This window comes from Kribbella sp. NPDC050470, assembly GCF_044458365.1.
Lineage (GTDB): Bacteria > Actinomycetota > Actinomycetes > Propionibacteriales > Kribbellaceae > Kribbella.
Map to the genome: position 1 here is coordinate 453,023 of NZ_JBITHV010000005.1, position 24,141 is coordinate 477,163.

The 24,141-nt window shown below is 70.2% G+C and carries 21 protein-coding genes; 13 read left to right on the forward strand and 8 right to left on the reverse strand.

What is annotated here, in order from left to right:
- Positions 1-15 precede the first annotated feature (15 nt).
- The 4 genes from ACIBGM_RS17385 to ACIBGM_RS17400 are packed head-to-tail and all read left to right on the forward strand — an operon-like array spanning position 16 to position 5,075.
- Positions 16-309: a sarcosine oxidase subunit delta gene (locus ACIBGM_RS17385; protein WP_360538236.1), complete on the forward strand. Its 294-nt coding sequence runs from the start codon at positions 16-18 to the stop codon at positions 307-309.
- Entirely contained in the window at positions 306-3,197 is a 2,892-nt protein-coding gene (locus ACIBGM_RS17390) for a 2Fe-2S iron-sulfur cluster-binding protein (RefSeq protein ID WP_396386151.1), read from the forward strand. The genes ACIBGM_RS17385 and ACIBGM_RS17390 overlap by 4 nt, the downstream gene beginning before the upstream one ends.
- Positions 3,190-3,705, forward strand: a complete 516-nt coding sequence (locus ACIBGM_RS17395) for a sarcosine oxidase subunit gamma (RefSeq protein WP_396386152.1) — start codon at positions 3,190-3,192, stop codon at positions 3,703-3,705. The genes ACIBGM_RS17390 and ACIBGM_RS17395 overlap by 8 nt, the downstream gene beginning before the upstream one ends.
- Positions 3,705-5,075, forward strand: coding sequence for an L-serine ammonia-lyase (locus ACIBGM_RS17400; RefSeq protein ID WP_396386153.1), 1,371 nt, complete (start codon positions 3,705-3,707; stop codon positions 5,073-5,075). Before ACIBGM_RS17395 ends, ACIBGM_RS17400 begins: the two co-directional genes overlap by 1 nt.
- Positions 5,076-5,135: 60 nt before the next feature.
- On the opposite strand, the gene ACIBGM_RS17405 is transcribed toward ACIBGM_RS17400, so the two are convergent.
- The 5 genes from ACIBGM_RS17405 to ACIBGM_RS17425 form a co-directional block, all read right to left on the reverse strand.
- Positions 5,136-5,765, reverse strand: a complete 630-nt coding sequence (locus ACIBGM_RS17405; RefSeq protein WP_360538244.1) for an MBL fold metallo-hydrolase — start codon at positions 5,763-5,765, stop codon at positions 5,136-5,138.
- On the reverse strand, positions 5,762-6,847 hold the full coding sequence (locus ACIBGM_RS17410) for an S-(hydroxymethyl)mycothiol dehydrogenase (RefSeq protein ID WP_360538246.1): 1,086 nt from the start codon (positions 6,845-6,847) through the stop codon (positions 5,762-5,764). The genes ACIBGM_RS17405 and ACIBGM_RS17410 overlap by 4 nt, the downstream gene beginning before the upstream one ends.
- A 29-nt stretch (positions 6,848-6,876) precedes the next feature.
- Entirely contained in the window at positions 6,877-7,743 is an 867-nt protein-coding gene (gene purU / locus ACIBGM_RS17415) for a formyltetrahydrofolate deformylase (protein ID WP_360538248.1), read from the reverse strand.
- Positions 7,744-7,934: 191 nt separating this feature from the next.
- On the reverse strand, positions 7,935-9,584 hold the full coding sequence (locus ACIBGM_RS17420; protein WP_360538250.1) for a BCCT family transporter: 1,650 nt from the start codon (positions 9,582-9,584) through the stop codon (positions 7,935-7,937).
- 177 nt (positions 9,585-9,761) lie between these two features.
- The gene (locus ACIBGM_RS17425; RefSeq protein WP_360538252.1) at positions 9,762-10,571 is read right to left on the reverse strand and encodes an IclR family transcriptional regulator; all 810 of its coding nucleotides are present in this window, start codon (positions 10,569-10,571) and stop codon (positions 9,762-9,764) included.
- Between the two features lie 153 nt (positions 10,572-10,724).
- Here ACIBGM_RS17425 and ACIBGM_RS17430 point away from each other — a divergent pair, with 153 nt between their 5' ends.
- From ACIBGM_RS17430 to ACIBGM_RS17465, 8 genes are all read left to right on the forward strand, one after another.
- Positions 10,725-11,075: a bifunctional 3-phenylpropionate/cinnamic acid dioxygenase ferredoxin subunit gene (locus tag ACIBGM_RS17430; protein ID WP_360538254.1), complete on the forward strand. Its 351-nt coding sequence runs from the start codon at positions 10,725-10,727 to the stop codon at positions 11,073-11,075.
- Positions 11,072-12,241, forward strand: a complete 1,170-nt coding sequence (locus tag ACIBGM_RS17435; protein ID WP_396386154.1) for an NAD(P)/FAD-dependent oxidoreductase — start codon at positions 11,072-11,074, stop codon at positions 12,239-12,241. Before ACIBGM_RS17430 ends, ACIBGM_RS17435 begins: the two co-directional genes overlap by 4 nt.
- 34 nt (positions 12,242-12,275) lie before the next feature.
- Positions 12,276-13,178 carry a bifunctional methylenetetrahydrofolate dehydrogenase/methenyltetrahydrofolate cyclohydrolase gene (locus tag ACIBGM_RS17440; protein ID WP_396386155.1) on the forward strand — a complete coding sequence of 301 codons (903 nt, stop codon included), beginning with the start codon at positions 12,276-12,278 and terminating at the stop codon, positions 13,176-13,178.
- A complete protein-coding gene (gene folP, locus ACIBGM_RS17445) occupies positions 13,175-14,053 on the forward strand; it encodes a dihydropteroate synthase (RefSeq protein WP_396386156.1) in 879 nt (292 codons plus the stop codon). The genes ACIBGM_RS17440 and folP overlap by 4 nt, the downstream gene beginning before the upstream one ends.
- Positions 14,050-14,955, forward strand: coding sequence for a methylenetetrahydrofolate reductase (locus ACIBGM_RS17450; RefSeq protein WP_396386157.1), 906 nt, complete (start codon positions 14,050-14,052; stop codon positions 14,953-14,955). Before folP ends, ACIBGM_RS17450 begins: the two co-directional genes overlap by 4 nt.
- Complete coding sequence (locus tag ACIBGM_RS17455; RefSeq protein WP_396386158.1) at positions 14,952-16,301, forward strand: bifunctional folylpolyglutamate synthase/dihydrofolate synthase; 1,350 nt, start codon at positions 14,952-14,954, stop codon at positions 16,299-16,301. Before ACIBGM_RS17450 ends, ACIBGM_RS17455 begins: the two co-directional genes overlap by 4 nt.
- 81 nt (positions 16,302-16,382) lie before the next feature.
- Positions 16,383-18,689 (forward strand): FdhF/YdeP family oxidoreductase, encoded by a 2,307-nt coding sequence (locus ACIBGM_RS17460; protein WP_396386159.1) that lies wholly within the window; start codon positions 16,383-16,385, stop codon positions 18,687-18,689.
- A 73-nt stretch (positions 18,690-18,762) separates the two neighbouring features.
- Positions 18,763-19,842, forward strand: a complete 1,080-nt coding sequence (locus ACIBGM_RS17465; protein WP_360537644.1) for a serine hydrolase domain-containing protein — start codon at positions 18,763-18,765, stop codon at positions 19,840-19,842.
- On the opposite strand, the gene ACIBGM_RS17470 is transcribed toward ACIBGM_RS17465, so the two are convergent.
- The 3 genes from ACIBGM_RS17470 to ACIBGM_RS17480 form a co-directional block, all read right to left on the reverse strand.
- Positions 19,839-20,447: a ClpP family protease gene (locus tag ACIBGM_RS17470; protein ID WP_396386160.1), complete on the reverse strand. Its 609-nt coding sequence runs from the start codon at positions 20,445-20,447 to the stop codon at positions 19,839-19,841. The genes ACIBGM_RS17465 and ACIBGM_RS17470 overlap by 4 nt on opposite strands.
- Positions 20,444-21,040 (reverse strand): ATP-dependent Clp protease proteolytic subunit, encoded by a 597-nt coding sequence (locus ACIBGM_RS17475; protein ID WP_360537640.1) that lies wholly within the window; start codon positions 21,038-21,040, stop codon positions 20,444-20,446. Before ACIBGM_RS17475 ends, ACIBGM_RS17470 begins: the two co-directional genes overlap by 4 nt.
- 90 nt (positions 21,041-21,130) lie before the next feature.
- Positions 21,131-21,754: a class I SAM-dependent methyltransferase gene (locus tag ACIBGM_RS17480; RefSeq protein WP_396386161.1), complete on the reverse strand. Its 624-nt coding sequence runs from the start codon at positions 21,752-21,754 to the stop codon at positions 21,131-21,133.
- A gap of 59 nt (positions 21,755-21,813) precedes the next feature.
- On the opposite strand from ACIBGM_RS17480, the gene pcrA reads away from it, so the two are divergent.
- Positions 21,814-24,132 carry a DNA helicase PcrA gene (gene pcrA / locus ACIBGM_RS17485; RefSeq protein WP_396386162.1) on the forward strand — a complete coding sequence of 773 codons (2,319 nt, stop codon included), beginning with the start codon at positions 21,814-21,816 and terminating at the stop codon, positions 24,130-24,132.
- Positions 24,133-24,141 lie beyond the last annotated feature (9 nt).

A 24,141-nucleotide genomic window follows, 5' to 3' on the forward strand; every position in this document is an offset into this window, starting at 1 on the left:
GAAGGAGCACCTCCGATGCTGCAGCTGAAGTGCCCGTGGTGCGGACTGCGGGACGAGACCGAGTTCCACTACGGCGGCCAGGCGCACGTCCCGTACCCCGAGGATCCCGGCGCCCTCACCGACGAGGAGTGGGCGCAGTACCTGTTCTTCCGGGCCAACCCGAAGGGACCCTTCGCCGAACGGTGGTCGCACAGCGTCGGCTGCCGCCGGTGGTTCAACGTCGTCCGCGACACCCGCAGCTACGAGGTCCTGGCCGTGTACACCGCTGCAGATCCGCGTCCCGACCTCACCGCAGGAGGCAGCCGATGAGCAGCCAGTCCCACCGGCTTCCGACGGGCGGCCGGATCGACCGGAGCACGGTGCTCACGTTCACCGTCGACGACGTCGAGTACGCCGGGCATCCCGGCGACACCATCGCGTCCGCACTGCTTGCGAACGGCCGGGTGCGAGTCGGTGACTCGATCTACCGCAAGCGCCCGCGCGGCATCCTGGCGGCCGGACCGGAGGAACCGAACGCGTTGCTCCAGGTGCGTGGCGAGCACTCCGAGCCCATGGTGCCGGCGACGGTTCGTGAGCTGGTCGACGGTTTCAGCGCGATGACGCTGTCGGGCCTCGGCGTACTCGACCCCGAGCCGGACATGGCGACGTACGACAAGAAGTTCGTGCACACCGAGGTCCTGGTCGTCGGCGGTGGCCCGTCAGGGCTTGCGGCCGCGCTGTCTGCGGCGCGTTCCGGCGCACGGGTCATCCTGCTCGACGAGCAGCCGGAGCCTGGCGGCTCACTGCTCTCCGCTCGCACCGAACTCGTCGATGGCCGACCGGCGGACGAATGGCTGGCCGCCACCACCGCAACGCTGGCCGCGGCTCCGGAGGTCACTGTCCTCACCCGGACGTCGGCTTTCGGGTCGTACGACGACAACTACGTCCTCGCGGTCGAGAACCGGGCGGCAGACAGCCTGGACCCGCAGCCCCCTGGGATGCCGCGGCAACGGGTGTGGCACATCCGCGCCGGCCAGGTCGTTCTGGCGACCGGCGCCCACGAGCGGCCGCTGGTCTTCGCGGGCAACGACACCCCGGGTGTGCTGCTGGCGGGTGCAGTGCGGACATACCTCAACCGGTACGCCGTCGCGCCCGGCCGCAAGGCAGTTGTCGCGACGACCAACGACAGCGCGTACGACACGGTCGAGGACCTCGTCTCCGCCGGCGTCGAGGTTGCCGCCGTACTCGATGCTCGCGACGGCCTGTCCGCCCGCGCGGCTGAGGTCGCCGACAGCGGGGTGCGTGTCGTTCCGGGCAGCACGGTCGAACGCGCCGAGGGCGACCCGGCCACCGGTCTGCTCGCGAAGGTGGACGTGGGAACGCTGGGCGAAGGCGACGAGGTCGAGTTCGCCGAGACGCTGGACGCCGACCTCCTGGCCGTCTCCGGTGGCTGGAGTCCGGTGGTCCACCTGCACAGCCAGCGGCAGGGAACCCTGCGCTGGGATGACGCCTTGGCCGCTTTCGTGCCCGGCAGCGTGGTGAAGAACCAGCGGGTCGCAGGCTCCGCCCGCGGCACCGTGACCCTCGCCGACTGCCTGCGTGAGGGCGCGATCGCGGGCGCCGAAGCCGCGACGGCAGCGGGGTTCGCGGTCGAACCGCTCGCCATCGGCGCGTCGCCCCGCCGGTCCGGCGCGGGCGAGACCCGGCACCTCTGGCTGATCGCCGGGGTCGGCGGCGAACCCGGCGAGTGGGACGAGCACTTCGTGGATCTGCAGCGCGACCAGACCGTCGCGGACGTCTGGCGGGCCACCGGCGCGGGGATGCGCAGCGTGGAGCACGTGAAGCGCTACACGTCGATCGGGACCGGCCAGGACCAGGGCAAGACCTCCGGGATCAACGCGATCGGCGTGATCGCGGCCGCCCTCGGCGGTGAAGGTATCGGCGCCGTGGGTACGACGACCTACCGGGCGCCGTACTCGCCGGTGTCGTTCGCGGCACTCGCCGGCCGGGAGCGTGGCGACCTGTTCGACGCGCGGCGGACGACGCCCATCCACGACTGGCACGTCGAGGCAGGGGCGGAGTTCGAGGTCGTCGGCCAGTGGATGCGTCCGTGGTACTACCCGCAGCCGGGGGAGGACCTCGAGGCCGCGGTCGAGCGGGAGGGCCGTGCCGCGCGCACCGGCGTCGGCATGATGGACGCCTCCACCCTCGGCAAGATCGAGGTACAGGGCCCCGACGCCGGCGAGTTCCTGAACCGCATCTACACCAACGCGTTCAAGAAGCTGCCGACCGGCTCGGCCCGGTACGGCGTGATGTGCACGGCCGACGGCATGATGTTCGACGACGGCGTGACGCTGCGGCTCGCCGACGACCGGTACTTCCTGACGACCACGACCGGTGGCGCCGCCGGCGTCCTCGACTGGCTCGAGGAGTGGCTGCAGACCGAGTGGCCGGACCTGCAGGTCTACTGCACGTCGGTGACCGAGCAATGGTCGACCGTGGCCGTCGTCGGTCCACGGTCCCGCGACGTCGTCGCCCGGGTGGCTCCCGAGCTGGACGTGTCGAACGAGGCGTTCGGGTTCATGACGTTCCGCGAGACGGTGCTCGCGTCGGGGGTTCCGGCGCGGATCTGCCGGATCTCGTTCTCCGGCGAGCTGGCCTTCGAGATCAACGTGGCCGGCCGGCACGGCCGGTCGGTCTGGGAAGAGGTCTACGCAGCCGGACAGGACTTCGGCATCACGCCGTACGGCACCGAGACGATGCACGTCCTGCGTGCGGAGAAGGGCTACCCGATCGTCGGCCAGGACACCGACGGCACGGTCACACCGCAGGACGCCGGGATGGAGTGGGTCGTGTCGAAGGTCAAGGACTTCGTCGGCCGGCGCTCGTACACGCGGGCCGAGAACCTGCGCGCCGATCGCAAGCACCTCGTCGGCCTGCTGCCGGTCGACCGCACCACCCGGCTGCCCGAAGGAAGCCAGGTGATCGCCGCCGGAGAGCAGGTCGCCGGTGGCTCGGATCCGGTGCCGATGCTCGGCCACGTGACCTCCAGCTACCACAGTGCGGCCCTCGAACGGCCGTTCGCGCTCGCCTTGGTGAAGGGCGGGCGGGAGCGCATCGGAGAGGTGCTGGTGGCGCCGGTCGGCGACCGGCTCGTCGAGGTGGAAGTGACCTCGCACGTGCTCTACGACCCCGAAGGGACGAAGCGAGATGGCTGAATCGGGCACGCTGCAGGAGTTGCAGTTCTTCAGCATGGTAAGCCTGCGCGTCGATCCGGACTCGGCCGCGGCACGAGGCATCGAGTGTGTCCTGGAGTCTGCGCTGCCGGGGACCTGCGGCGAGGTCTCCCGGCGCGGCGACCAGGTGGTGCTGTGGCTGGGGCCGGACGAGTGGCTGATCGTGTCGGAGCCGGCGGTGGCCGACGTTGCCGCCCGCCTCCGCGTCGCCGCGGGCGGCGGGCACGCGGCCATCGTCGACGTCTCGGCGAACCGCACGATCCTCGAGCTCTCCGGCCCCCAGGCGCGGGAAGTCCTCGAGAAGGGCTGCCCGGTCGATCTGCACCCGCGCGTGCTGGCCGACGACACCGCGGTCCTGACGACCCTCGCGCGCGTCCCCGTCCTGCTCTGGAAGGTCGACCGTACGACGTTCCGGGTCCTGCCGAGGACTTCGTTCACGTCGTACGTCAGCATGTGGCTGCTCGACGCCATGCAGGAGTTCGCTGCCTGATGGCGCTCTCGGCGTTCGATCTCTACTCCGTCGGTATCGGCCCGTCCTCGTCGCACACGGTCGGGCCGATGCGGGCCGCGAAACGGTTCGTGGACGGGCTGGCCGATTCCGGCCGGCTGGCCGCCGTCCGCCGGGTCCGGGCCGAGCTGTTCGGATCGCTCGGAGCGACCGGGCACGGCCACGGGTCGCCGAAGGCCGTCGTTCTCGGGCTCGAGGGCGAGGACCCGGCGACCACGGACACAGAGCGGGCCGACGCCCGGATCGACGAGATCCGGGCGGGCGGCAGCCTGCTGCTGAACGGGACCACCCCGGTCGGGTTCGACGTGGACACCGACCTGGTCATGCACCGGCGCAAGAGCCTGCCGGCCCATCCGAACGGTATGACGTTCGCTGCCTTCGACGCGGACGGCGTGCAGCTCGAGTTCCGGACGTACTACTCCGTCGGCGGCGGCTTCGTCGTCGACGAGGCGGCCACCGGCGCGGACCGCGTCGTACTCGACGACACCCAGGTCAAGTTCCCGTTCTCCACCGGCGCCGAGCTGCTGGCGATCTGCGAGCGTGAGCAGCTGTCGATCAGTGACGTCATGCTGGCCAACGAGCAGGCCTGGCGCACCGAGGACGAGATCCGGGCCGGGATGCTGCACCTGTGGTCGGTCATGGCCGAATGCGTCGAACGCGGCTTCCACCGCGAGGGCGTGCTGCCCGGCGGCCTCCGGGTGCCGCGGCGCGCACCCGGCCTGTTCCGGGAGCTCTCACGCAAGGGGTACGACGACCCGCTGCACGTCGTCGACTGGGTGAACCTCTACGCGCTCGCCGTCAACGAGGAGAACGCGTCCGGCGGGCGCATCGTGACGGCGCCCACCAACGGCGCCGCGGGGATCATCCCGGCCGTCCTGCACTACTACGTCCACTTCGTCCCGAGAGCCGACGAGGACGGCGTCGTACGGTTCCTGCTGACCGCGGCGGCGGTCGGCATACTGTTCAAGACGAACGCCTCGATCTCCGGCGCGGAGGTCGGCTGCCAGGGTGAGGTCGGCTCGGCCTGCTCGATGGCGGCCGGCGGGCTCGCCGAGGTCCTCGGCGGCACACCGGCGCAGGTGGAGAACGCCGCGGAGGTCGGCATCGAGCACAACCTGGGCCTGACCTGTGACCCCGTCGGCGGCCTGGTGCAGATCCCGTGCATCGAGCGGAACGCGATCGCCTCGATGAAGGCGATCAACGCGGCGCGCCTGGGCGTCAACGGCGACGGGAGCCACAAGGTGAGCCTGGACAAGGCGATCAAGACGATGCGGGACACCGGCCGCGACATGAAGGTCAAGTACAAGGAGACAGCCCGCGGCGGCCTCGCCGTCAACGTGATCGAGTGCTGAGGATCCAGCACGACAACGCGGTCCAGCCCCGCTGACGGGACTGGACCGCGTTCGTCTGCCTCAGTGACCGCGGGCGATCCACGCTTCCAGGTCGCGGCTCTCCGCGCCGATGGAGGTGTCGCCACCATGACCCGTGTGGACGACCGTCTCGGCCGGGAGGCTGAGCAGCTTGTCCCGGATCGAGTCGATGATCGTCGGGAAGTCGCTGTACGAACGCCCGGTCGCGCCGGGTCCGCCCTGGAAGAGGGTGTCGCCGGTGAAGACGGCACCGAGCTCCTTGCTGTAGAAGCAGCAGGCGCCCGGCGCGTGCCCGGGAGTGTGCACCGTCCGGAGGGTGATCCCGGCCACCTCGAACTCGTTGCCATCAGCAAGTTCTTCGTCGGGGGCGGACTCGTGCACCTGGTCCCAGAGCACCCGGTCCGCCGGGTGCAGGTGCGAGCGAGCGCCGGTCGCCGTACACAGGTCCTTGGCTGCGTTGACGTGGTCGTTGTGCGCGTGCGTCAGCAGCACGGCGCGCACAGTCCGTCCCGCGACCGCGGCGACGATCGGCTCGGCCGAGTGGGCGGCGTCGATGACGACGCACTCGCTGTCGTCGCCGATCACCCAGACGTTGTTCTCGACGTCCCAGGTGCCACCGTCGAGGCTGAAGGTGCCCGCGGTCACCACGCGGGTGATGCCGGCCGCGCTCACAGCTCGACCACCGAGCGCAGGACCTCGCCCTTGTGCATCTTCGCGAAGGCGTCCTCGACCTCGTCGAGCGCGATCGTCTCGGTGATGAACTCGGCCAGCGGGAACCGGCCCTGCTGCGCCAGGTCGACCAGCATCGGGAAGTCGCGGGACGGCAGGCAGTCGCCGTACCAGGAGGACTTCAGCGCGCCGCCGCGCCCGAAGACCTCGAGCAGCGGCAGGGTGATCTCGCTGTCCGGCGACGGGACGCCGACCAGGACGACCGTGCCGGCCAGGTCGCGGGCGTAGAACGCCTGCTCGTAGGTCTCGGGACGTCCGACCGCCTCGACGACGACATCGGCACCGAAGCCACCGGTCAGCTTGCGGATCGCCTCGACGGCGTCCTCCTCGCGGGAGTTGACGGTGTGGGTCGCCCCGAACTGCTTGGCCCAGTCGAGCTTGCGGTCGTCGACGTCGACCGCGATGACGGTGGAGGCGCCGGCCAGCGCCGCGCCCGCGATCGCGGCGTTGCCGACGCCGCCGCAGCCGATCACGGCGATCGAGTCGCCGCGTCCGACGCCGCCGGTGTTGACCGCCGCTCCGAAACCGGCCATGACGCCGCAGCCGAGGAGACCGGCAGCCGCGGCCGGCGCGTTCGGGTCGACCTTGGTGCACTGTCCCGCCGCGACGAGCGTCTTCTCGAGGAAGGCGCCGATGCCGAGGGCCGGCGAGAGCGGGGTGCCGTCGGTCAGCGTCATGCTCTGCTTGGCGTTGTGGGTGTTGAAGCAGTACTGCTGCTTCCCCTTCAGGCAGGCGCGGCACTGGCCGCACACTGCCCGCCAGTTCAGGATGACGAAGTCGCCCGGAGCGACCTCGGTCACCCCTTCGCCGACGGACTCGACCAGACCGGCGGCCTCGTGGCCGAGCAGGTACGGGAACTCGTCGCCGATCCCGCCTTCGCGGTAGTGCAGGTCGGTGTGGCAGACGCCGCACGCCTGGACCTTCACCACGGCCTCGCCGGGGCCGGGGTCGGGTACGACGACGTCGACGAGCTCGACCGGCGCTCCCTTGCTGCGGGCGATGACTCCCTTGACGGTGACGGGCATGGTTCTCCTTGTTCTCAGGGGTATGGCGTTCAGCGGAAGACGACGGTGCGGTTGCGGTCCAGCAGGACCCGGTGCTCACTGTGCCACCGGATCGCGCGCGCCAGGACCTGGGCCTCGACGTCGCGGCCCGCGGCGGTCATGTCTGCGGGGTCGAGGGAGTGGTCGACGCGGGCGACGTCCTGCTCGATGATCGGCCCCTCGTCGAGGTCCGAGGTCACGTAGTGCGCGGTGGCGCCGATCAGCTTCACGCCGCGGGTGTGCGCCTGGTGGTACGGCTTGGCGCCCTTGAAGCTCGGCAGGAACGAGTGGTGGATGTTGATCGCCCGTCCCTCGAGCTTGCCGCACAGCTCGTTCGACAGCACCTGCATGTAGCGGGCCAGGACGACGAGGTCGACGTCGAGGGAGTCCACCAGCTCGAGTAGCCGCGCCTCGGCCTCCGGCTTGGTGTCCGGGGTAACCGGCACGTGGAAGAACGGGATCCCGTTGGCGTCGGCGACGGCCTCGAAGTCGCGGTGGTTGGAGACGATGCCGGGGATCTCGAGGTTGAGCGCGCCGGTGCCGGTGCGGAAGACGAGGTCGTTCAGGCAGTGGCCGAAGCGGGAGACCAGCAGCAGCGCGCGGGTCGGCGTGTGCATGTCGTGCAGCTGCCACGCCATCGCGAACTGGCTCGCGATCGCGGCGAAGCCCTGGCGCAGCGACTCGACGGTGACGCCGTCCAGCCGGAACTGGACCCGCATGAAGAAGGTGTCGGTCAGCCGGTCGTCGAACTGCTGGCTGGCGCTGATGTTGCCGCCGTGCTCCATCACGAAGCGGCTGACCGCGAAAACGATGCCGGGCGCCTCCGGGCAGGTCAGCGTGAGGACGTACTCGTGGCCGGCGGGGGGATGAGGCGCCATCAGGGTCTCCTTTGCGTATTACACAACAGCATGAGCGATACGCAACAGACTGCCTTCCGCGGCGGACCTGGTCAAGAGGGTGTGAAGCCGTTTTTCGGCCGCGCCGGCGGCGGGTCCAGGCATGCAAGCAGGCCGGGAGACGGGCCCGTTCCCGGACCCGTCTCCCGGCCTGCTGCCGGCTGTCGAGGGTGCTAGCCGACTGGTGTCCGGGTGGTCGGCGCGGTGCCGTTCGGCGCCGGCGTGACCGCCTGGTCGTCGTACTCCTCGAGGGTGGGCGCGACCCTCCGGCGGCCCGGGCGCGGCGCCGGGTCCGGTTCGTTGCGGAGCTCCTTCACCAGAGCCACGGCGGCGCCGATCATCACGAACATGAAGGGGAAGGCGGCGAGGATACAGAGTGTCTGCAGCGCCGAGAGTCCGCCGGCGAGCAGCAGGATCCCGGCCACGGCACCGGTCATCACTCCCCAGAAGATGGTCACCGTCGTGCGGGGTTCACGACAGCCCCGGCAGGACAGCGTGGCCATCACGAGCGAGGCGGCGTCCGCGCCGGAGATGAAGAAGAAGGCCACCAGGATCACGACGATCAGCGCGGTCAGCGCGAACCACGGATACTGGCGCAGGAGCTCGAAGAGCGCCGTCTCCTGGCCCTGTTCGAGGGCGCCGGCCAGGTCGGTGCCGCCGAGTTGCAGGTTGATCGAGATGCCACCCAGGACCGAGAACCAGACGAAGGTGACCAGGCTCGGCGCCAGCACGACGCCGAAGACGAACTCGCGGATGGTGCGGCCGCGCGAGATGCGCGCGATGAACGCGCCGACGAACGGCGTCCACGACATCCACCAGGCCCAGTAGAAGATCGTCCAGCCGCCGAGCCAGTCCTGGCCGCCGAACGCGCCGGCCCGGAAGCTCATCGGGACGATCTGGTAGAGGTAGTCGCCCGTGGACTCGGTGAACGTGCTGAGGATGAAGACGGTCGGCCCCACCACGAACAGGAAGAACAGCAGCGCGACGGCGAGCGCCATGTTGATGTTCGAGAGGTACTGGACGCCGCGATGCACCCCGCTGACGGCCGAGACGATGAACGCCAGCGTGAGCAGCGCGATGATGCCGATGGCGACCGGCGTCGACTTGGGGACGTCGTACAGCTGGTTCAGGCCGGAGTTGATCTGCAGGGCGCCGAGGCCGAGGGAGGTCGCCGAGCCGAACAGGGTGGCCAGGATCGCGAAGCTGTCGATGGCCCGGCCGGCGCCGCCTTCGGAGCGCTTGCCGAGCAGCGGGAAGAACGTCGAGCTGATCAGGTTCGCGCGGCCGTGCCGGAAGGAGAAGTACGCGAGGGCCAGCCCGATGACGGCGTACATCGCCCAGGGGTGGAACGCCCAGTGGAAGAACGAGTACTGGATGGCGAGCTGCGCGCTCTCCTGGCTGTTGGGCTCGGCCAGGCCCATCGGCGGCGTGCTCAGGTGCGACAGCGGCTCGGCGACGCCGTAGAACATCAGCCCGATGCCCATGCCGGCGCTGAACATCATGGTGACCCAGCTGACCGTCCTGAACTCGGGCCGCTCGTCGTCGCGGCCGAGCCGGATCCGGCCCCAGCGGCTACAGGCCAGGACGACGGCCAGGACGACGAAGCCTGTGCTCGCCAGGACGAACAGCCACCCGAAGCTCTTGATCACCCAGGCCAGGGCGTCGCCGGAGACTCCGGCCAGCCCTTTGTTGTCGAAGATGCCCCACAGGATGAACGCGAGCGCGAAGGTGGCCGACACGGCCAGGACGAGCCTGTCGACCGGCAGGCGGACGAACCGATCAGGGCGATCCGACGTGGACGGATTCTCGGGGTTGGTTGACATTGCGAAGAGTCCCTTCAGTGGGTTCCACGTGCCCGGGCGCTCTCGACTGTAAGACTGTGTTGTGTGATCCGCAACACCTTGCGGTAAATGAAACAGAGGGTAGCCAGCAGGGCAGGCCAAAACGCGAGCGGGCCGACGCGGGCCGCTCGTGGCTGAAGGTGGGTGGTGCCGGAGGGGCTAGCCCAGCCAGCCCATGCGGTGGCTGATCCGGCTGCCGGCCAGCTTGAGGTCTTCCTCGGTGCTCTTGATCCGCGCCCTGTCGTAGCGGAAGGCCGGGCCGGAGGCGCTCAGCGCCCCGACCACCTCTCCGGTGTGGTCGCGGATCGCCGTGGCCGCGGCGTTCAGGCCTACCTCGAGCTCCTCGAAGGCGGTGGCGAGGCCGGTCTCGCGGACCTCGGCCAGCTGGTCGAGCAGGGCCTTGCGTGAGGTCACCGTGTGCTCGGTGAGCTTCGGCAGGCCGGCCTGGTCCAGGATCGTGTCGCGCTGCTCGTCCGGCATGTAGGCCAGCAGGATCTTCCCGCTGGACGTCGCGTGCAGCGGGGTCAGCTGGCCGACCCAGTTCTGGCTTGCGACGGCCGCCGTACTGCGGGACTGCTGCACGTTCACCGCGTAGTGCTCGCGGACCACCGCGAGGTTGATCGTCTCGTCGAACTGCAGGGCCAGGGCGTCCATGATCGGCTGGGCCTGGCGCACCATGTCGATCCGGGTCGGGATCGCGCTCGCCAGCCGGAGGATGCCGAAGGCGAGCTGGTACTTGCCCCGGTCGGTGTTCTGCTCGACCAGGTCGCGCTCCTCGAGGGCGGCGAGCAGCCGGAAGGCCGTCGACTTGTGGACGCCGATCTCCGCGGCGACCTCGCTCACGCCCGCGTGACCCTCGCGCGCGAGGATCTCGAGCACTGTGATGGCCCGGTCGACGGACTGCACGCCGCCCTGGCTGTCGCCGCTGCGGCTGGCTCGTCCGGTCGCATTCTGCTCCCCGTTGCTCATAGCGCAACCCTACCCGTTAAGAAGTGTTAACCCCAGGACGCCACCGGTGAATTGTGACCGACCTCGCCCCGGCTCTTGACAGCGGCTGGCCCGGCTTCTCAGACTGTTGCGCATTGCGCGACCAGTTGTGCTATTCGCACCGAGGTGGAGAACATGATCCGAGTCTGTCCGCTCTCCGCACTACCGCCCGGAGAGGCGCTGCGCGTCGATGCCGAGCCGCCCATCGCGGTGTTCCACACCGAGGAGGGCGAGCTCTTCGCCGTCGACGACACCTGCACCCACCAGGACGCCTCGCTCGCCGACGGCTGGCTGGAGGGCTGCGAGATCGAGTGCCCGTTGCACGCGTCGAAGTTCGACCTGCGCACCGGGGCGGTCGACGCGCCGCCGGCCAAGCTGCCGATCCGGACCCACGCGGTGCGCGTCGAGGACGAGCACATCTGTGTGGAGCTGTCCGACGCCGAGCCCAACCTCCCACCGGGCGTGACGTTCGGGGCGAAGTCGTGAGGACGATCGCGGTCGTCGGCGCCTCGCTCGCGGGTCTCTACGCGGCGCAAGCGCTGCGGACGCAGGGATTCGACGGCGAGGTCGTCGTGATCGGCGACGAACTGCGCAGGCCCTACGACCGGCCGCCGCTGTCGAAGGAGTTCCTGGCCGGCCGGATCGACGCGGAGGTGCTGAACCTCGAGTCGGCCGGCGACGATCTGCAGGCGCGCTGGTTGCTCGGCACGCCCGCGGTGTCGCTGTGCACGAACACCCGGGAGGTGCTCCTGGCCGACGGCTCCCGGATCGCCGCCGACGGAGTGGTAATCGCCACCGGGGCCCGGCCACGGACCCTGCCAGGTACGGCGAAGCCGGCCGGCGTCCACGTACTGCGGACGATCGACGACGCCGTCGCGCTTCGGTCGGAGTTGCTCCCGGGAGCACGGCTCGTGGTGATCGGCGCCGGCTTCATCGGCGGCGAGGTCGCCGCGACGGCGAAGGCCCTCGGACTCGACGTGACTGTGGTCGAGGTCATGCCCTCGCCGCTGGCCGGACCTCTCGGCGCCGAGGTCGGTGCTGTGGTGAGCGGGTTGCACGAGGCGCACGGCGTCGCGCTCCGGTGCGGTGTCGGCGTCCGCGGACTGACCGGCCGGCAGCGGGTCGAAGGTGTCGAACTGGCGGACGGGACGGTGCTGCCGGCCGACGTGGTCGTGGTCGGCATCGGGGCGGTGCCGAACGTCGAATGGCTCACCGGCTCTGGCGTTGCCATCGGCAACGGGGTCGAGTGCGACCACCAGGGCCGCACCAGCATCCCCGGCGTCGTGGCAGTCGGCGACTGCGCGTCGTGGCAGGACCTGCGGCTCGGTCGCCCTCACCGCGTCGAGCACTGGACCGGAGCCATGGAACGACCGGCCGTCGCCGTTGCGGCTCTGCTCGGCGGAGACGAGTGGAGCGAGCACCGTCCGGTCGGCGTCCCGTACTTCTGGTCCGACCAGTACGACGTACGGATCCAGTTCGCCGGCCACGCCGCGGAGGCCGACTCGGTGACGATCGAGGCCGGAACTCCGGCGGGTCATGACGTCCTGGCCGTCTACCGCCGCGGCGAGGTTCCGGTCGGTGTCCTGGGCATGAACCAGACCCGCCAGTTCGGCCGGTGGCGGCGGCAGCTCAACACCGCGGTTCCGGTCTGACGTGCTGTCCCACGAGTCTCGGAAAGGCGGGCCGGTGGCCATCGCGAAGAGGATTGACGGACGCAAGGTCGCCGGCGACCTGAAAGCACAGCTCGCCGTCCGCGTCGCCGCCCTGCACGCACAGGGGATCCGCCCGGGGCTCGGCACCATCCTGGTGGGTGACGACCCGGCGAGCCGTTCGTACGTCGCCGGCAAGCACCGGGACTGCGCCGACGCCGGGATCGAGTCGATCCGGGTGGAACTGCCCGCGTCGGCGCCTCAGGACGAGATCGAGACCGCCGTACGGCGCCTCAACGACGACCCGGCGTGTACCGGCTTCATCGTCCAGCTCCCGTTGCCGCCGCATGTCGACACGCATCGGATCCTCCAGCTGATCGATCCCGGCAAGGATGCGGACGGGTTGCATCCCACCAATCTCGGCAAGCTGGTGCTCGGCATTCCCGGCCCGCTGCCGTGCACTCCCCGGGGCATCATCGAGCTGCTCCGCCGGCACGACGTGGAGATCACCGGCCAGCGGTTCTGCGTGATCGGCTGCGGCCTGACCGTGGGCAGACCGCTCGGACTCATGCTGACGCGACCGACCGAGCACGCCACGGTGACGCTGTGCCACGAGGCGACGGTCGACATCGCGGCACACACCCGCGCATCGGACGTGGTGGTAGCCGCCGCCGGCGTCGCCCACCTGGTCAAGCCGAGCTGGATCAGCCCGGGCGCGACCGTCCTGTCGGTCGGCGTTACCCGGACGATCGAGGGCATCCTCGGCGACGTCCATCCTGAGGTCGGCGCGGTGGCCGGCAAGATCAGCCCGGCGACCGGCGGGGTCGGGCCGATGACCCGCGCGATGCTGCTGACGAACATCGTCGAGATCGCCGAGCGGAACCGGTTCGAGGCAGTCGCCGACAGCGGGCTCCGGCCGGTCGCGGAGGTGCTTCGATGAGCGCGCTCCGGCTGGTCGAGCCGGCGGCACGGCCGACCGGGACGAGTCTTCGGCGGTGCCAGGTGCTCGGCGTCCTTAACGTCACGCCGGACTCGTTCTCCGACGGCGGACGGTTCGCCGCGGCCGCCGCGGCAGTTGCCCGGGGCATCGAGCTCGTCCGGCAGGGCGCGGACATCGTCGACGTCGGAGGTGAGTCGACCCGGCCCGGCGCCGTACGCGTCGACGAGGCCGAGGAGTCGCGCCGGGTGATTCCCGTGATCCACGCGCTGAGTGCCGCCGGCGTCAGGGTGTCGGTGGACACGATGCGCGCGAGCGTCGCCGAGCAGGCGCTCGCGGCCGGCGCGGTCATGGTCAACGACGTCTCGGGCGGGCTTGCGGATCCTGCGATGTTGCCGCTGATCGCCGCTGCACAGACTCGCTGTGTCCTGATGCACTGGCGCGCTCACTCCGAGGTGATGGATGCTTTCGCCGGCTACCACGCCGTCGTCGAAGAGGTGTGCCTGGAGCTGTCGAAGCGGGTCGACGCAGCCCTCGCGGCGGGAGTCGGGGCCGACCGCATAGTGCTCGATCCAGGACTCGGCTTCGCCAAGAACGCCGAGCACAACTGGTCCCTGCTGGCCGGCCTGCCGGCCCTCCGCGATCTCGGCTTTCCGCTCCTGATCGGTGCCTCCCGCAAGCGATTCCTGGCCGACTGTGTCGACTACGGCGGACTCGCCCCGGACAACCCGCTGGATCGCGACGACGCATCGAGTGCCGTCGCGGCGCTCGCGGCGGCGGGCGGAGCCTGGGGCGTGCGGGTGCACACTGTTGCGCCCGCAGCCGCGGCTGTGCGGGTCGCGTCCCGCATCAGTGCAGCCGGGTTCGGGGGCCGATGATGCGCCGGCGTGCGCGTGCCGACGTACTCGAGGGACTGCTGAACCGGGTGCGCTACGAGGTTCTCCCGACCGCAGGTGTCGTGGACGCCGTGGCTGCCGGCCTGCCCGGGGGAGCCACGGTCACAGTGACCGCGTCACCGTCGAAGGGCCTCGATGCCACGCTCGACGTGGCCGAGCGGCTGGCGGGCCGCGGGTACGACGTCGTACCGCACCTCGCGGCACGGATGATCGCCGGACCCGGTGAGCTCGCGGAGATCACCGCCAGGCTGCGGTCCGCGGGAGTCACGAAGGTGTTCGTCCCGGCCGGTGACGCGGAACCGGCGACCGGGGCCTACGACAGTGCGTTGCCGCTGCTGCGTGATCTGGCGGCCGCGGCACATCCGTTCACCGAGGTCGGCATCACCGGGTATCCGGAGTCGCATCCGGGCATTCACGACGACCTGACGATCCAGGCCATGTGGGACAAGCGGCAGTACGCCACGCAGGTCGTCAGCAACCTGACCTTCGACCCGGACACGCTGGCCTCCTGGGTACGGCGGGTTCGCGCTCGCGACGTGCGGTTGCCGATTCTCGTCGGGCTGCCCGGTCCGGTCGAGCGCGCGAAGCTCGTGCGGATCGCGACGAAGATCGGAGTCGGCGAGTCGGCCCGGTTCCTCGCGAAGCACGGCGGGGTCTTCGCCCGCGTCGCCGTACCCGGTGGCTACGACCCGATCCGTTTCCTCGACCGGGCGGCCGCGACGCTCGGGCGTGCGGACCTGCAGGTTGCCGGCCTGCACCTGTTCACGTTCAACCAGGTTGCCGAGACCGAAGCCTGGCGGGTGGCTCAGCTGGCCCGCTTGCGCGGTCGCGCTGACCGGAGCGGCGCACGCGCCGCTGGTGTCCCGGGATGGGGGATCTCATGACCGACAACCTGTCGATCCGGGCGATCGAGGAGCGGCTGCTGACCCGGTGGCCGGAGACGAAGCTCGAGCCGTCCCTCGACCGGATCGTCAACGTGATGCGCCTGCTGGGCGATCCGCAACGGAGGTACCGCAGCATCCACATCACCGGGACGAACGGCAAGACCAGCACGGCCCGGATGGTCGAGGCATTGCTGGCCGCGTCGGGCGAACGGACCGGCCGGCTCACCAGCCCGCACCTGACGAGTGTCCGGGAGCGCATCGGCATCGCCGAGGAAGTCATCGATGTGCGGGCGTTCCGGTCCGCCTACAGTGCGGTCGGCAAGCAGGCGGAACTCGTCGACGCCACCATGCGGCATCCGCTGTCGTTCTTCGAGATGACGGTCGCCATGGCGTACCGCGCGTTCGCCGATGCCGCGGTCGACGTCGCCGTGGTCGAGGTGGGCATGGGTGGGCGATGGGATGCGACCAACGTCATCGACGCCGATGTCGCCGTGGTGCTCCCGGTGGACCTCGACCACACCGATTACCTCGGCCCGACGACCGCCACGATCGCTCAGGAGAAGGCGGGCATCATCAAGCCCGGGTCGGTGGCCGTCAGCGCCCGCCAGAGTGCGGACGTCGCCGCGGTGCTGCAGGCCCGGGCGCGTTCCGTCGGCGCCAGCCTCGTTGTCCAGGGCAACGACTTCTCGCTGCTCCGGCGGACGGCCGTTGAGGGTGGCCAGGTCATCTCGGTGCAAGGACTGCACGGGACGTACAGCAACGTTTTCCTGGCGCTGCACGGTCGCCACCAGGCGGACAACGCGGCCTGCGCGATCGCGGCGGCAGAGGCCGCTGCGGGGCGGCAGTTGGACCTTGCCGCGGTGCGCGCCGGTCTCGGCCAAGTGGCCTCGCCGGGTCGCTTCGACGTCCGGCCGGGTGAGCCGTTGGTGATCCTGGACGCCGCGCACAATCCGCACGGAGCGCGCGCCCTGGTCGAGTCGCTCACCGAGCTCGCGCCGTGCCGGACGTTCGCCGTCGTCGCGGCGATGGCGGACAAGGACGTCGAGGGTGTGCTGCGCGAGCTCGAACCCGTCGTCGATGTGGTCGTGTGCACCCGGAACTCCAGCCCGCGCAGCATCGCGCCGGCGAAGCTTGCGGCCACCGCCCGGCAGGTCTTCGGCGCGCAGCGCATCCATGTCGCGTTCAACGTGGCGACTGCGATCGAGAAGGCTCGCGCGCTCGCGGCGCCGCAACCCGGTCGGGCCCCGGACGCCCTCCTGCTCGTCACCGGCTCGGTGGTGACCGTCGGCGACGCGAACCGGGTGCTGCCTCCTGGACCACCGATGGGTCAAGCCCTGCCCGGGTGAAGGACACCCATCGGTCCCCGGGGTTGGGTGCCGGAGCCCCTTCCGGCACCCAACCCCACCTCTTCGTGGAGGAGACAAGCAGTGAGTGGTAAGCATGCGGGCGCCGAGGATCCACAGGACGACCTGACGGCCGGTCCGCCGAAGACCTACGCGGCCGGCCTGCCGGCGGTGGCCCACGCGATGCAGTACTCGCTCGAGCAGACGACAGTACGCCGTACCGCGCTGACCCTTCTCAACCTCAATCAGGTGAAGGGTTTCGACTGTCCCGGCTGTGCCTGGCCGGAGCCGCAGCACCGGCACAAGAACGAGTACTGCGAGAACGGCGCCAAGCACATCAACGACGAGGCGACGACCCGCCGCGTCACCCGCGAGTTCTTCGCGCAGCACTCGATCGAGGAGCTCGACGGCAAGTCCGACTACTGGCTCAACCAGCAGGGCCGGCTCACCGAGCCGATGGTGAAGCGGCCCGGGGCGACGCACTACGAGCCGATCGGCTGGGACGAGGCGTTCGGGATCGTCGCCGGCGAGCTGACCGCGCTCGGCTCGCCCGACGAGGCACTGTTCTACGTGTCAGGTCGGCTCAACAACGAGGCGGCGTTCCTGCTCCAGCTCTTCGCCCGGGCCTTCGGCACCAACAACCTGCCGGACTGCTCGAACATGTGCCACGAGTCCAGCGGCTCCGCGCTCAACGAGACGCTGGGCATCGGCAAGGGCAGCGTGCAGCTCGACGACATCCACAATGCCGGCCTGGTCTTCGTGGTCGGCCAGAACCCGGGGACCAACCACCCCCGGATGCTGTCGGCGCTGGAGCAGACCAAGAAGAACGGTGGCCGGGTGATCGCCGTGAACACGCTGCCGGAGGCGGGCCTGATGCGGTTCAAGAACCCGCAGAAGGCCAGTGGCGTCCTCGGGCGCGGTACGGCGATCGCCGACCAGTTCGTGCAGATCCGGCCCGGTGGCGATCTCGCGTTGTTCCAGATGCTGAATCGCCGGCTGCTCGAGGCCGACGCGGCGGCGGGTGGCGGCGTACTCGACCGTGACTACATTGCGACGCACACCACCGGCTTCGAGGCGTTCGCCGAGCACGCGGGCACGATCACCTGGGAGCACGCGCTCGAGGCCACCGGCCTGACCCGCGACGAGATCGAGGCGGTGCACGCCGCCGTACTTGCGAGCAAATCCGTCATCGTCTGCTGGGCGATGGGGCTGACCCAGCAGAAGCACGGCGTGCCGACGATCCGCGAGGTGGTCAACTTCCTGATGCTGCGGGGCAACATCGGCCGGCCGGGCGCCGGCGTGTGCCCGGTCCGCGGGCACTCCAACGTCCAGGGCGACCGGGCGATGGGGATCTGGGAACGGATGCCGGACGCGTTCCTGGACGCGCTCGGCGCCGAGTTCGCTTTCGAGCCGCCGCGCGCGCACGGCCTCGACTCGGTGGATGCGATCCGGGCGATGCGCGACCACCGGGCCCGGGTGTTCGTGGGCGTCGCCGGGAACTTCGCCCGGGCGACCCCGGACAGCGCGGTCACCGAGGCGGCGCTGCGCAACTGCAGCCTCACCGTGCAGGTGTCCACGAAGCTCAACCGGTCGCATACCGTCGCCGGCCGGACCGCGCTCATCCTGCCGACGCTGGGCCGCAGCGACCGGGACGTCCAGGCGACCGGTGAGCAGTACGTCACCGTCGAGGACTCGATGAGCCAGGTGCACCGGTCACGCGGCAAGCTGCCACCGGCCTCCCCGCACCTGCTCAGCGAGGTCGCGATCGTCACCCGGATCGCGCAGCGCACGCTCGGCGACACGTCGGCGATCCCGTGGGCGAAGTTCGAGGCCGACTACGACCTGATCCGGGACCGGATCGCCCGCGTCGTACCGGGGTTCGAGGACTTCAACGAGCGGATCACGGCGCCCGGCGGGTTCACGCTGCCGAACCCGGTGAACTCCGGCGTGTACCCGACGCCGAGCGGGAAGGCGGTCTTCACCTGCAACGAGCTCGAGTGGCTGCGGACTCCGCCCGGCCACCTGATCCTGCAGTCGCTGCGCTCGCACGACCAGTGGAACACCATCCCGTACGCAATGAACGACCGTTACCGCGGCATCCACAACGCTCGCCGGGTCGTGATGGTCAGCCCCGACGACATCGCGGAGCTCGGGTTCGCCGACCGCGACCTGGTCGACCTCGTCAGCGTCTGGCGGGACGGCACCGAGCGGCGCGCCGAAGGGTTCCGGCTCGTCGCCTACCCGGCGGCGCGCGGGTCGGCCGCGGCGTACTACCCGGAGACGAACGTGCTGGTGCCGCTCGACAGCGTCGCCGACATCAGCAACACCCCGACGTCCAAGGGCATCGTGGTCCGCCTCGAGGCCGCCCGGACGCCGGATCCGGAGGCCTGACCACTCCGTCGCGGGATCTGGACCAGCACTTGGGTACTGGGGGCAAGCTGGTTCTGACGGGGGAGGAGGTTTCATGGAGTTGGGCGGGGAGTGTGAACCGCGGGACGTCCGGATGGATGCCGGGCGGCTGGGTGCGGCGGTGGAACTGGTGCGGGCGCGGAAGGCGGCCGCGCAGCTGTGCGTGGTGCGGGACGGCCGGGTCGTGGTCGACCAGGCGATCGGGTGTGCGCCGGACGCGCTGTTCTGGCTCTTCTCCGCGAGCAAGCCGTACGTCGCGATCGTGATCCACCAGCTGGTCGAGTCGGGGCTGCTCCATCTGGACGACGGGGTGGCGGCGTACTGGCACGAGTTCGGGGAGGCCGGCAAGCGGGCCATCACCGTGCGGCAGGTGCTGCAGCACCGGTCCGGGTTGACCACCGTCGGGTCGTACTTCGGTGACGCCCGTGCGATGGCGGACTGGGACCGGTCGCTGGAGCGGATCGAGCAGGCCCGGCCGCGCTGGCCGCTCGGTACGGTCGCCTACAGCCCACTCGCGTTCGGGTTCGTGCTCGCCGAGGTCGCACATCGATGCAGTGGGCAACCATACGCCGAGCTGGTACGGCGTTCCGTCCTCGAGCCGCTCGGTCTCGCGGACACGTTCCTCGGTGTGCCGGTCGACGAGTCGCACCGCAGCGTGCCGATCCGCGTGTCCGGCGTGGCCGGCCCGTTCGTGCAGTCGGTCGTGAACAAGCGCAGTACGCGCGAGGCCGTCGTACCAGCGGCTGGGATGTCCACCACGGCCCGGGATCTGGCCGGGCTGTACCAGGCGCTGTTGCAGGGTGGAGCGGGCATCCTGCGGCCGGAGTCGATCGCGATCGCGGTCGAGCCGAGCAGTGAGGGCGAGCTGGACCGGACCATCGGCGCGCCGATCCGGTGGTCGCAGGGGTTCCAGCTCGGCGGGCCGCGGTTCGTCCCGAACGTGGTGACGCCGCTCGGGACGACCAGCAGCCCGCGGACCTTCGGGCACAACGGCAGCAACTGCTGTATCGGCTGGGCGGATCCGGACCGCCGGATCGCCTTCGCCTACCTGACCAACCGGATCGGCCGCCGCGAGGCCGATGTCGCCCACCATGCTGCGGTGGCCGACAAGGTGCTGGAAGCGGCGTTCGACTAAGCGAAGACGGGCACCTGTACTCGGTGATGGATCACTTGGTCGACGAGGCCGTACTCTCGGGCCCCCTCGGCGGTCAGGACGTGGTCGCGGTCGGTGTCGTGCCGCAGTCGCTCGATCGTCTGCCCGGTGTGCTCGGCGAGGATCGTCTCGACCTGGCTGCGGACCCGGACCACCTCGTCGGCCTGCAGGATCAGGTCGGGAATCGTGCCCTGACCGCGCGCGGCCGGCTGGTGCAGGACGACCCGCGCGTGCGGCAGTACGGCGCGACGCCCGGGCGCACCGGCGGACAGCAGCACGGCGCCGGCCGAGATCGCCTGCCCGACGCACAGGGTCGCGATCGGCGCCTGGATGTACTGCATGGTGTCGTAGAGCGCCAGCATCGCGGTCATGTCGCCGCCCTCGCAGTTGATGTAGAGGTTGATCTCCTGCTCCGGCCTGTCCGCCTCCAGGTGCAGCAACTGCGCGATCAGCGCGTTGGCCACGCCGGCGTCGAGCGCCGTACCGAGGTAGATGATGCGCTCGCTGAGCAGGTGCGAGTAGACGTCCATGATCCGCTCGCCCCGCGGGTGCTGGGCGATGACGTTGGGAATGGTGTAGCTGCTCATGCCGCCGCCTTTCGCTGGGGCATCACTTGGTCGAAGGACTCGACGATGTGATCGATGAAGCCGTACTCGCGGGCCTGCTCCGCGGTGTACCAGTGGTCGTGCAGCGAGTCCTCGTGCACGACGTCGAACGGCTGCCCGGTGTCGTCGGCGATCAGGGCCAGCACGGTGTCGCGGATGTGCCGCAGGTCGTTGGCCTGGATCTCGATCTCGACCGCGGAGCCGCCGATCCCGGCCGACCCCTGGTGCATGAGGACCCGGGCGTGCCGCAGCGCGTACCGCTTCCCCGGGGTGCCGGCGGACAGCAGGAACTGCCCGGCGGAGCAGGCGAGCCCGATCGCCAGCGTCGACACGTCACACGGCACCAGTCGCATCACGTCCCGGATCGCCAGCATCGACGGCACCGAGCCGCCGAGCGAGTGGATCCACAACGCGATGTCCCGGTCCGGGTCCTCGGCCGCGAGGGTGAGGATCTGGGTCGCCAGCAATGTCCCGTTGTCGTCGTCGAGGGTCCCGTCCAGTACGACGATCCGCTGCCCGAGCAGCCGCTGCCGCGCCGACTCGTTGAACAGCGGTGGTTTGTTGTCTTCAGCCATGTCCACAACACTGACCGGCCGGACCCGCCGTACCCCAGCTTTTCTGCTGACGGCAACTCTGCCCACAGCGGACAAACCCCTGCGGCAGGCCTAGGGACGGACCGCGCGGCCGAGGATGTGCGGGGAGGCGGGGTTGGGGCCGAAGGGGAAGCGGTCGAGGTCCTGGATCGTGAAACCGGCGGCCTCGATGGCGGCGGCGGTGTCGCGGTGGACGTGGCAGCCGCCGCTGAACCAGGCCCAGATGGTGGCGTCGGCGATGCGCTGGAAGCGGTCGAGGCCGGTGCCGGGCTCGGCGGCGACGTGTTCGTAGAAGCGCAGTTCGCCGCCTGGTCGTAGTACCCGGAAGGCTTCGGTCAGGGCAACGGCCTGGTCGGGGACCGAGCACAGCACGAGTGAGGTGACGACCGCGTCGACGGATCCGTCGGCGAGTGGCAGGCGGTCCGCCGTACCGCTGACGACTTCGACTGGGATCGGCGCCGCGAGGGCGAGGGCGTCGGCCTTGGTACGCAGGTAGGGCTCCGGCTCGACTGCTACGAGGCTGCGCACCTCCACGGGGTAGTGCGCGAAGTTTCCACCGTCACCCGCGCCGACCTCGACCACGTGCCCGGCCAGCCCGTCCAGCAGCCGTTTCCGGTGCTCCTGCGCCCCCTGCTCGTCGATCCCCGGCCGGGCCCGCGCATACAACCGCGCAAACACCGGATGTGACTGCCCCATTGAGCCACCTTACGTGCGTGTTTCGGGAACTGTCCGGGGGACCGCCTAAGGTGAGTGTGATGACTACGCTGTTCTCGCCTGATGAGCTCCCGGTGCCGCTGGAGGAGCCCAAGAAGCATCGGACCGATCCGGACTCGCTGCTGGAGGGGCTCAATCCGCAGCAACGGGCCGCTGTCGTGCACGCGGGCAAGCCGCTGCTGGTGGTGGCCGGTGCGGGCTCGGGGAAGACACGGGTGCTGACCCGCCGGATCGCCTATCTGCTGGCGGCCCGCGAGGCGCACCCGGGGTCGATCCTGGCGATCACGTTCACCAACAAGGCCGCCGCGGAGATGCGCGAGCGGGTGGTGGACCTGGTCGGGCCGCGGGCGAAGCTGATGTGGGTCTCGACCTTCCACTCCTCCTGCGTGCGGATCCTGCGCCGCGACATCAAGCGGTTCGGGATCAGCTCGACGTTCTCGATCTACGACGACACCGACTCGCGCCGGCTGATGACGCTGGTCTGCCGCGAGCTCGACCTGGACGTGAAGCGGTACAACCCGCGCGCCGTGCTGAACTGGATCAGCACCCAGAAGAACGAGCTGATCGACCACGAGACCGCCGCGGCGAAGACCTCGAACCACCTCGAGGAGACCTACGCCGAGTGCTACCGGATCTACCAGGAGCGGCTGGCCCAGGCGAACGCGCTGGACTTCGACGACCTGCTGATGACCACGGTCAACCTGCTGCAGGCCTTCCCCGAGGTCCGGGAGTACTACCGGCGCCGCTTCCGGCACGTGCTCGTCGACGAGTACCAGGACACCAACCACGCGCAGTACACGCTGATCCGCGAGCTCTGCGGCGAGGACGAGCCCGGCTACAACGGCCCGACCGCGCCGCCGGCGGAACTGATGGTGGTCGGTGACTCCGACCAGTCGATCTACGCGTTCCGCGGCGCCACGATCCGCAACATCCTCGCCTTCGAGGAGGACTTCGCCGGCGCCGAGACGATCCTGCTGGAGCAGAACTACCGCTCCACCCAGACCATCCTGTCCGCGGCCAACGCGGTGATCGCGCGCAACGAGGGCCGCAAGGCGAAGAACCTCTGGTCCGACCAGGGCCAGGGCGAGCAGATCGCGGTGTACGTCGCCGACAACGAGCACGACGAGGCCCAGTTCGTCGCCGACGAGATCGACCGGCTCACCGACGCCGACGGGGTGAAGCCGTCCGACGTGGCGGTGTTCTACCGGACCAACGCGCAGTCCCGGGTCTTCGAGGAAGTCTTCATCCGCACCGGCCATCCGTACAAGGTGGTCGGCGGCGTCCGGTTCTACGAGCGCAAGGAGGTCCGCGACGCGCTCGCGTACCTGCGCGTGTTGGTGAACCCCGAGGACACCGTCTCGCTGCGCCGGATCCTGAACGAGCCGAAGCGCGGGATCGGCGACCGGGCCGAGGCCGCGATCGAGGCCCTCGCGGCCCGGGACCGGACGTCGTTCGCCCAGGCGCTGCGCCGGGCCCAGGACGCGCCGGCGATGGCGAGCCGCTCGGTGAACGCCGTACAGGCCTTCGTCGACATCCTCGACGAGCTGACCGCGATGGTGGACTCGGGCGCCCCGCCGGACGACATCCTGGACGTCGCCCTGCACCGGTCCGGGTACTACGAGACGCTGCAGAAGTCCACGGATCCGCAGGACGAGACCCGCCTGGAGAACCTGGACGAGTTCATCTCGGTGGCCCGCGAGTTCGTCGAGGAGCGCACCGCGGCCGGCGAGGCGGCCGACCTGCAGGCGTTCCTCGAGCGGGTCGCGCTGGTCGCCGACGCCGACCAGATCCCGGACGCCGCCGACGACGGTGGCGTGGTCACGCTGATGACCCTGCACACCGCGAAGGGCCTGGAGTTCCCGGTCGTGTTCCTGACCGGGATGGAGGACGGCGTCTTCCCGCACTCGCGGTCGCTGACCGACCTGAAGGAGCTCGAGGAGGAGCGCCGGCTGGCCTACGTCGGCATCACCCGGGCGCGGCAGCGGCTCGCGATCTCGCGCGCCGCGGTCCGGTCCGCGTACGGCGCTCCGCAGCACAACCCGCCGTCCCGGTTCCTGGAGGAGATCCCGGCCGAGCTTCTCGACTGGCGGCGCGACGAGTCCGCGATCACCCGCTGGTCCGGCACCGGGACGTCGACCGGCAGCGGCATCTCGAGTCGCTACGAGCCACCGCGCCGTACTGCCTCCGACAAGCCGGTGATCAGCCTCAACCCGGGCGACCGGGTCGTCCACGACACCTTCGGGATGGGCACCGTCGTGGTGGTCCGCGGCGAGGGCCAGCAGGCGCAGGCGGACATCGACTTCGGATCCGAAGGTGTGAAGCGGTTGCTGCTCCGGTACGCACCGGTGGAGAAGATCTAAGTCAACTTG

What these genes read in the sequence shown, in the direction of transcription:
- ACIBGM_RS17385 (WP_360538236.1), top strand. Translation starts at nt 16, where the DNA reads ATGCTGCAGCTGAAGTGCCCGTGGTGCGGACTGCGGGACGAGACCGAG.
- ACIBGM_RS17390 (WP_396386151.1), top strand. Translation starts at nt 306, where the DNA reads ATGAGCAGCCAGTCCCACCGGCTTCCGACGGGCGGCCGGATCGACCGG.
- ACIBGM_RS17395 (WP_396386152.1), top strand. Translation starts at nt 3,190, where the DNA reads ATGGCTGAATCGGGCACGCTGCAGGAGTTGCAGTTCTTCAGCATGGTA.
- ACIBGM_RS17400 (WP_396386153.1), top strand. Translation starts at nt 3,705, where the DNA reads ATGGCGCTCTCGGCGTTCGATCTCTACTCCGTCGGTATCGGCCCGTCC.
- ACIBGM_RS17410 (WP_360538246.1), bottom strand. Translation starts at nt 6,847, where the DNA reads ATGCCCGTCACCGTCAAGGGAGTCATCGCCCGCAGCAAGGGAGCGCCG.
- purU (WP_360538248.1), bottom strand. Translation starts at nt 7,743, where the DNA reads ATGGCGCCTCATCCCCCCGCCGGCCACGAGTACGTCCTCACGCTGACC.
- ACIBGM_RS17420 (WP_360538250.1), bottom strand. Translation starts at nt 9,584, where the DNA reads ATGTCAACCAACCCCGAGAATCCGTCCACGTCGGATCGCCCTGATCGG.
- ACIBGM_RS17425 (WP_360538252.1), bottom strand. Translation starts at nt 10,571, where the DNA reads ATGAGCAACGGGGAGCAGAATGCGACCGGACGAGCCAGCCGCAGCGGC.
- ACIBGM_RS17430 (WP_360538254.1), top strand. Translation starts at nt 10,725, where the DNA reads ATGATCCGAGTCTGTCCGCTCTCCGCACTACCGCCCGGAGAGGCGCTG.
- folP (WP_396386156.1), top strand. Translation starts at nt 13,175, where the DNA reads ATGAGCGCGCTCCGGCTGGTCGAGCCGGCGGCACGGCCGACCGGGACG.
- ACIBGM_RS17450 (WP_396386157.1), top strand. Translation starts at nt 14,050, where the DNA reads ATGATGCGCCGGCGTGCGCGTGCCGACGTACTCGAGGGACTGCTGAAC.
- ACIBGM_RS17455 (WP_396386158.1), top strand. Translation starts at nt 14,952, where the DNA reads ATGACCGACAACCTGTCGATCCGGGCGATCGAGGAGCGGCTGCTGACC.
- ACIBGM_RS17465 (WP_360537644.1), top strand. Translation starts at nt 18,763, where the DNA reads ATGGAGTTGGGCGGGGAGTGTGAACCGCGGGACGTCCGGATGGATGCC.
- ACIBGM_RS17470 (WP_396386160.1), bottom strand. Translation starts at nt 20,447, where the DNA reads ATGAGCAGCTACACCATTCCCAACGTCATCGCCCAGCACCCGCGGGGC.
- ACIBGM_RS17475 (WP_360537640.1), bottom strand. Translation starts at nt 21,040, where the DNA reads ATGGCTGAAGACAACAAACCACCGCTGTTCAACGAGTCGGCGCGGCAG.
- ACIBGM_RS17480 (WP_396386161.1), bottom strand. Translation starts at nt 21,754, where the DNA reads ATGGGGCAGTCACATCCGGTGTTTGCGCGGTTGTATGCGCGGGCCCGG.
- pcrA (WP_396386162.1), top strand. Translation starts at nt 21,814, where the DNA reads ATGACTACGCTGTTCTCGCCTGATGAGCTCCCGGTGCCGCTGGAGGAG.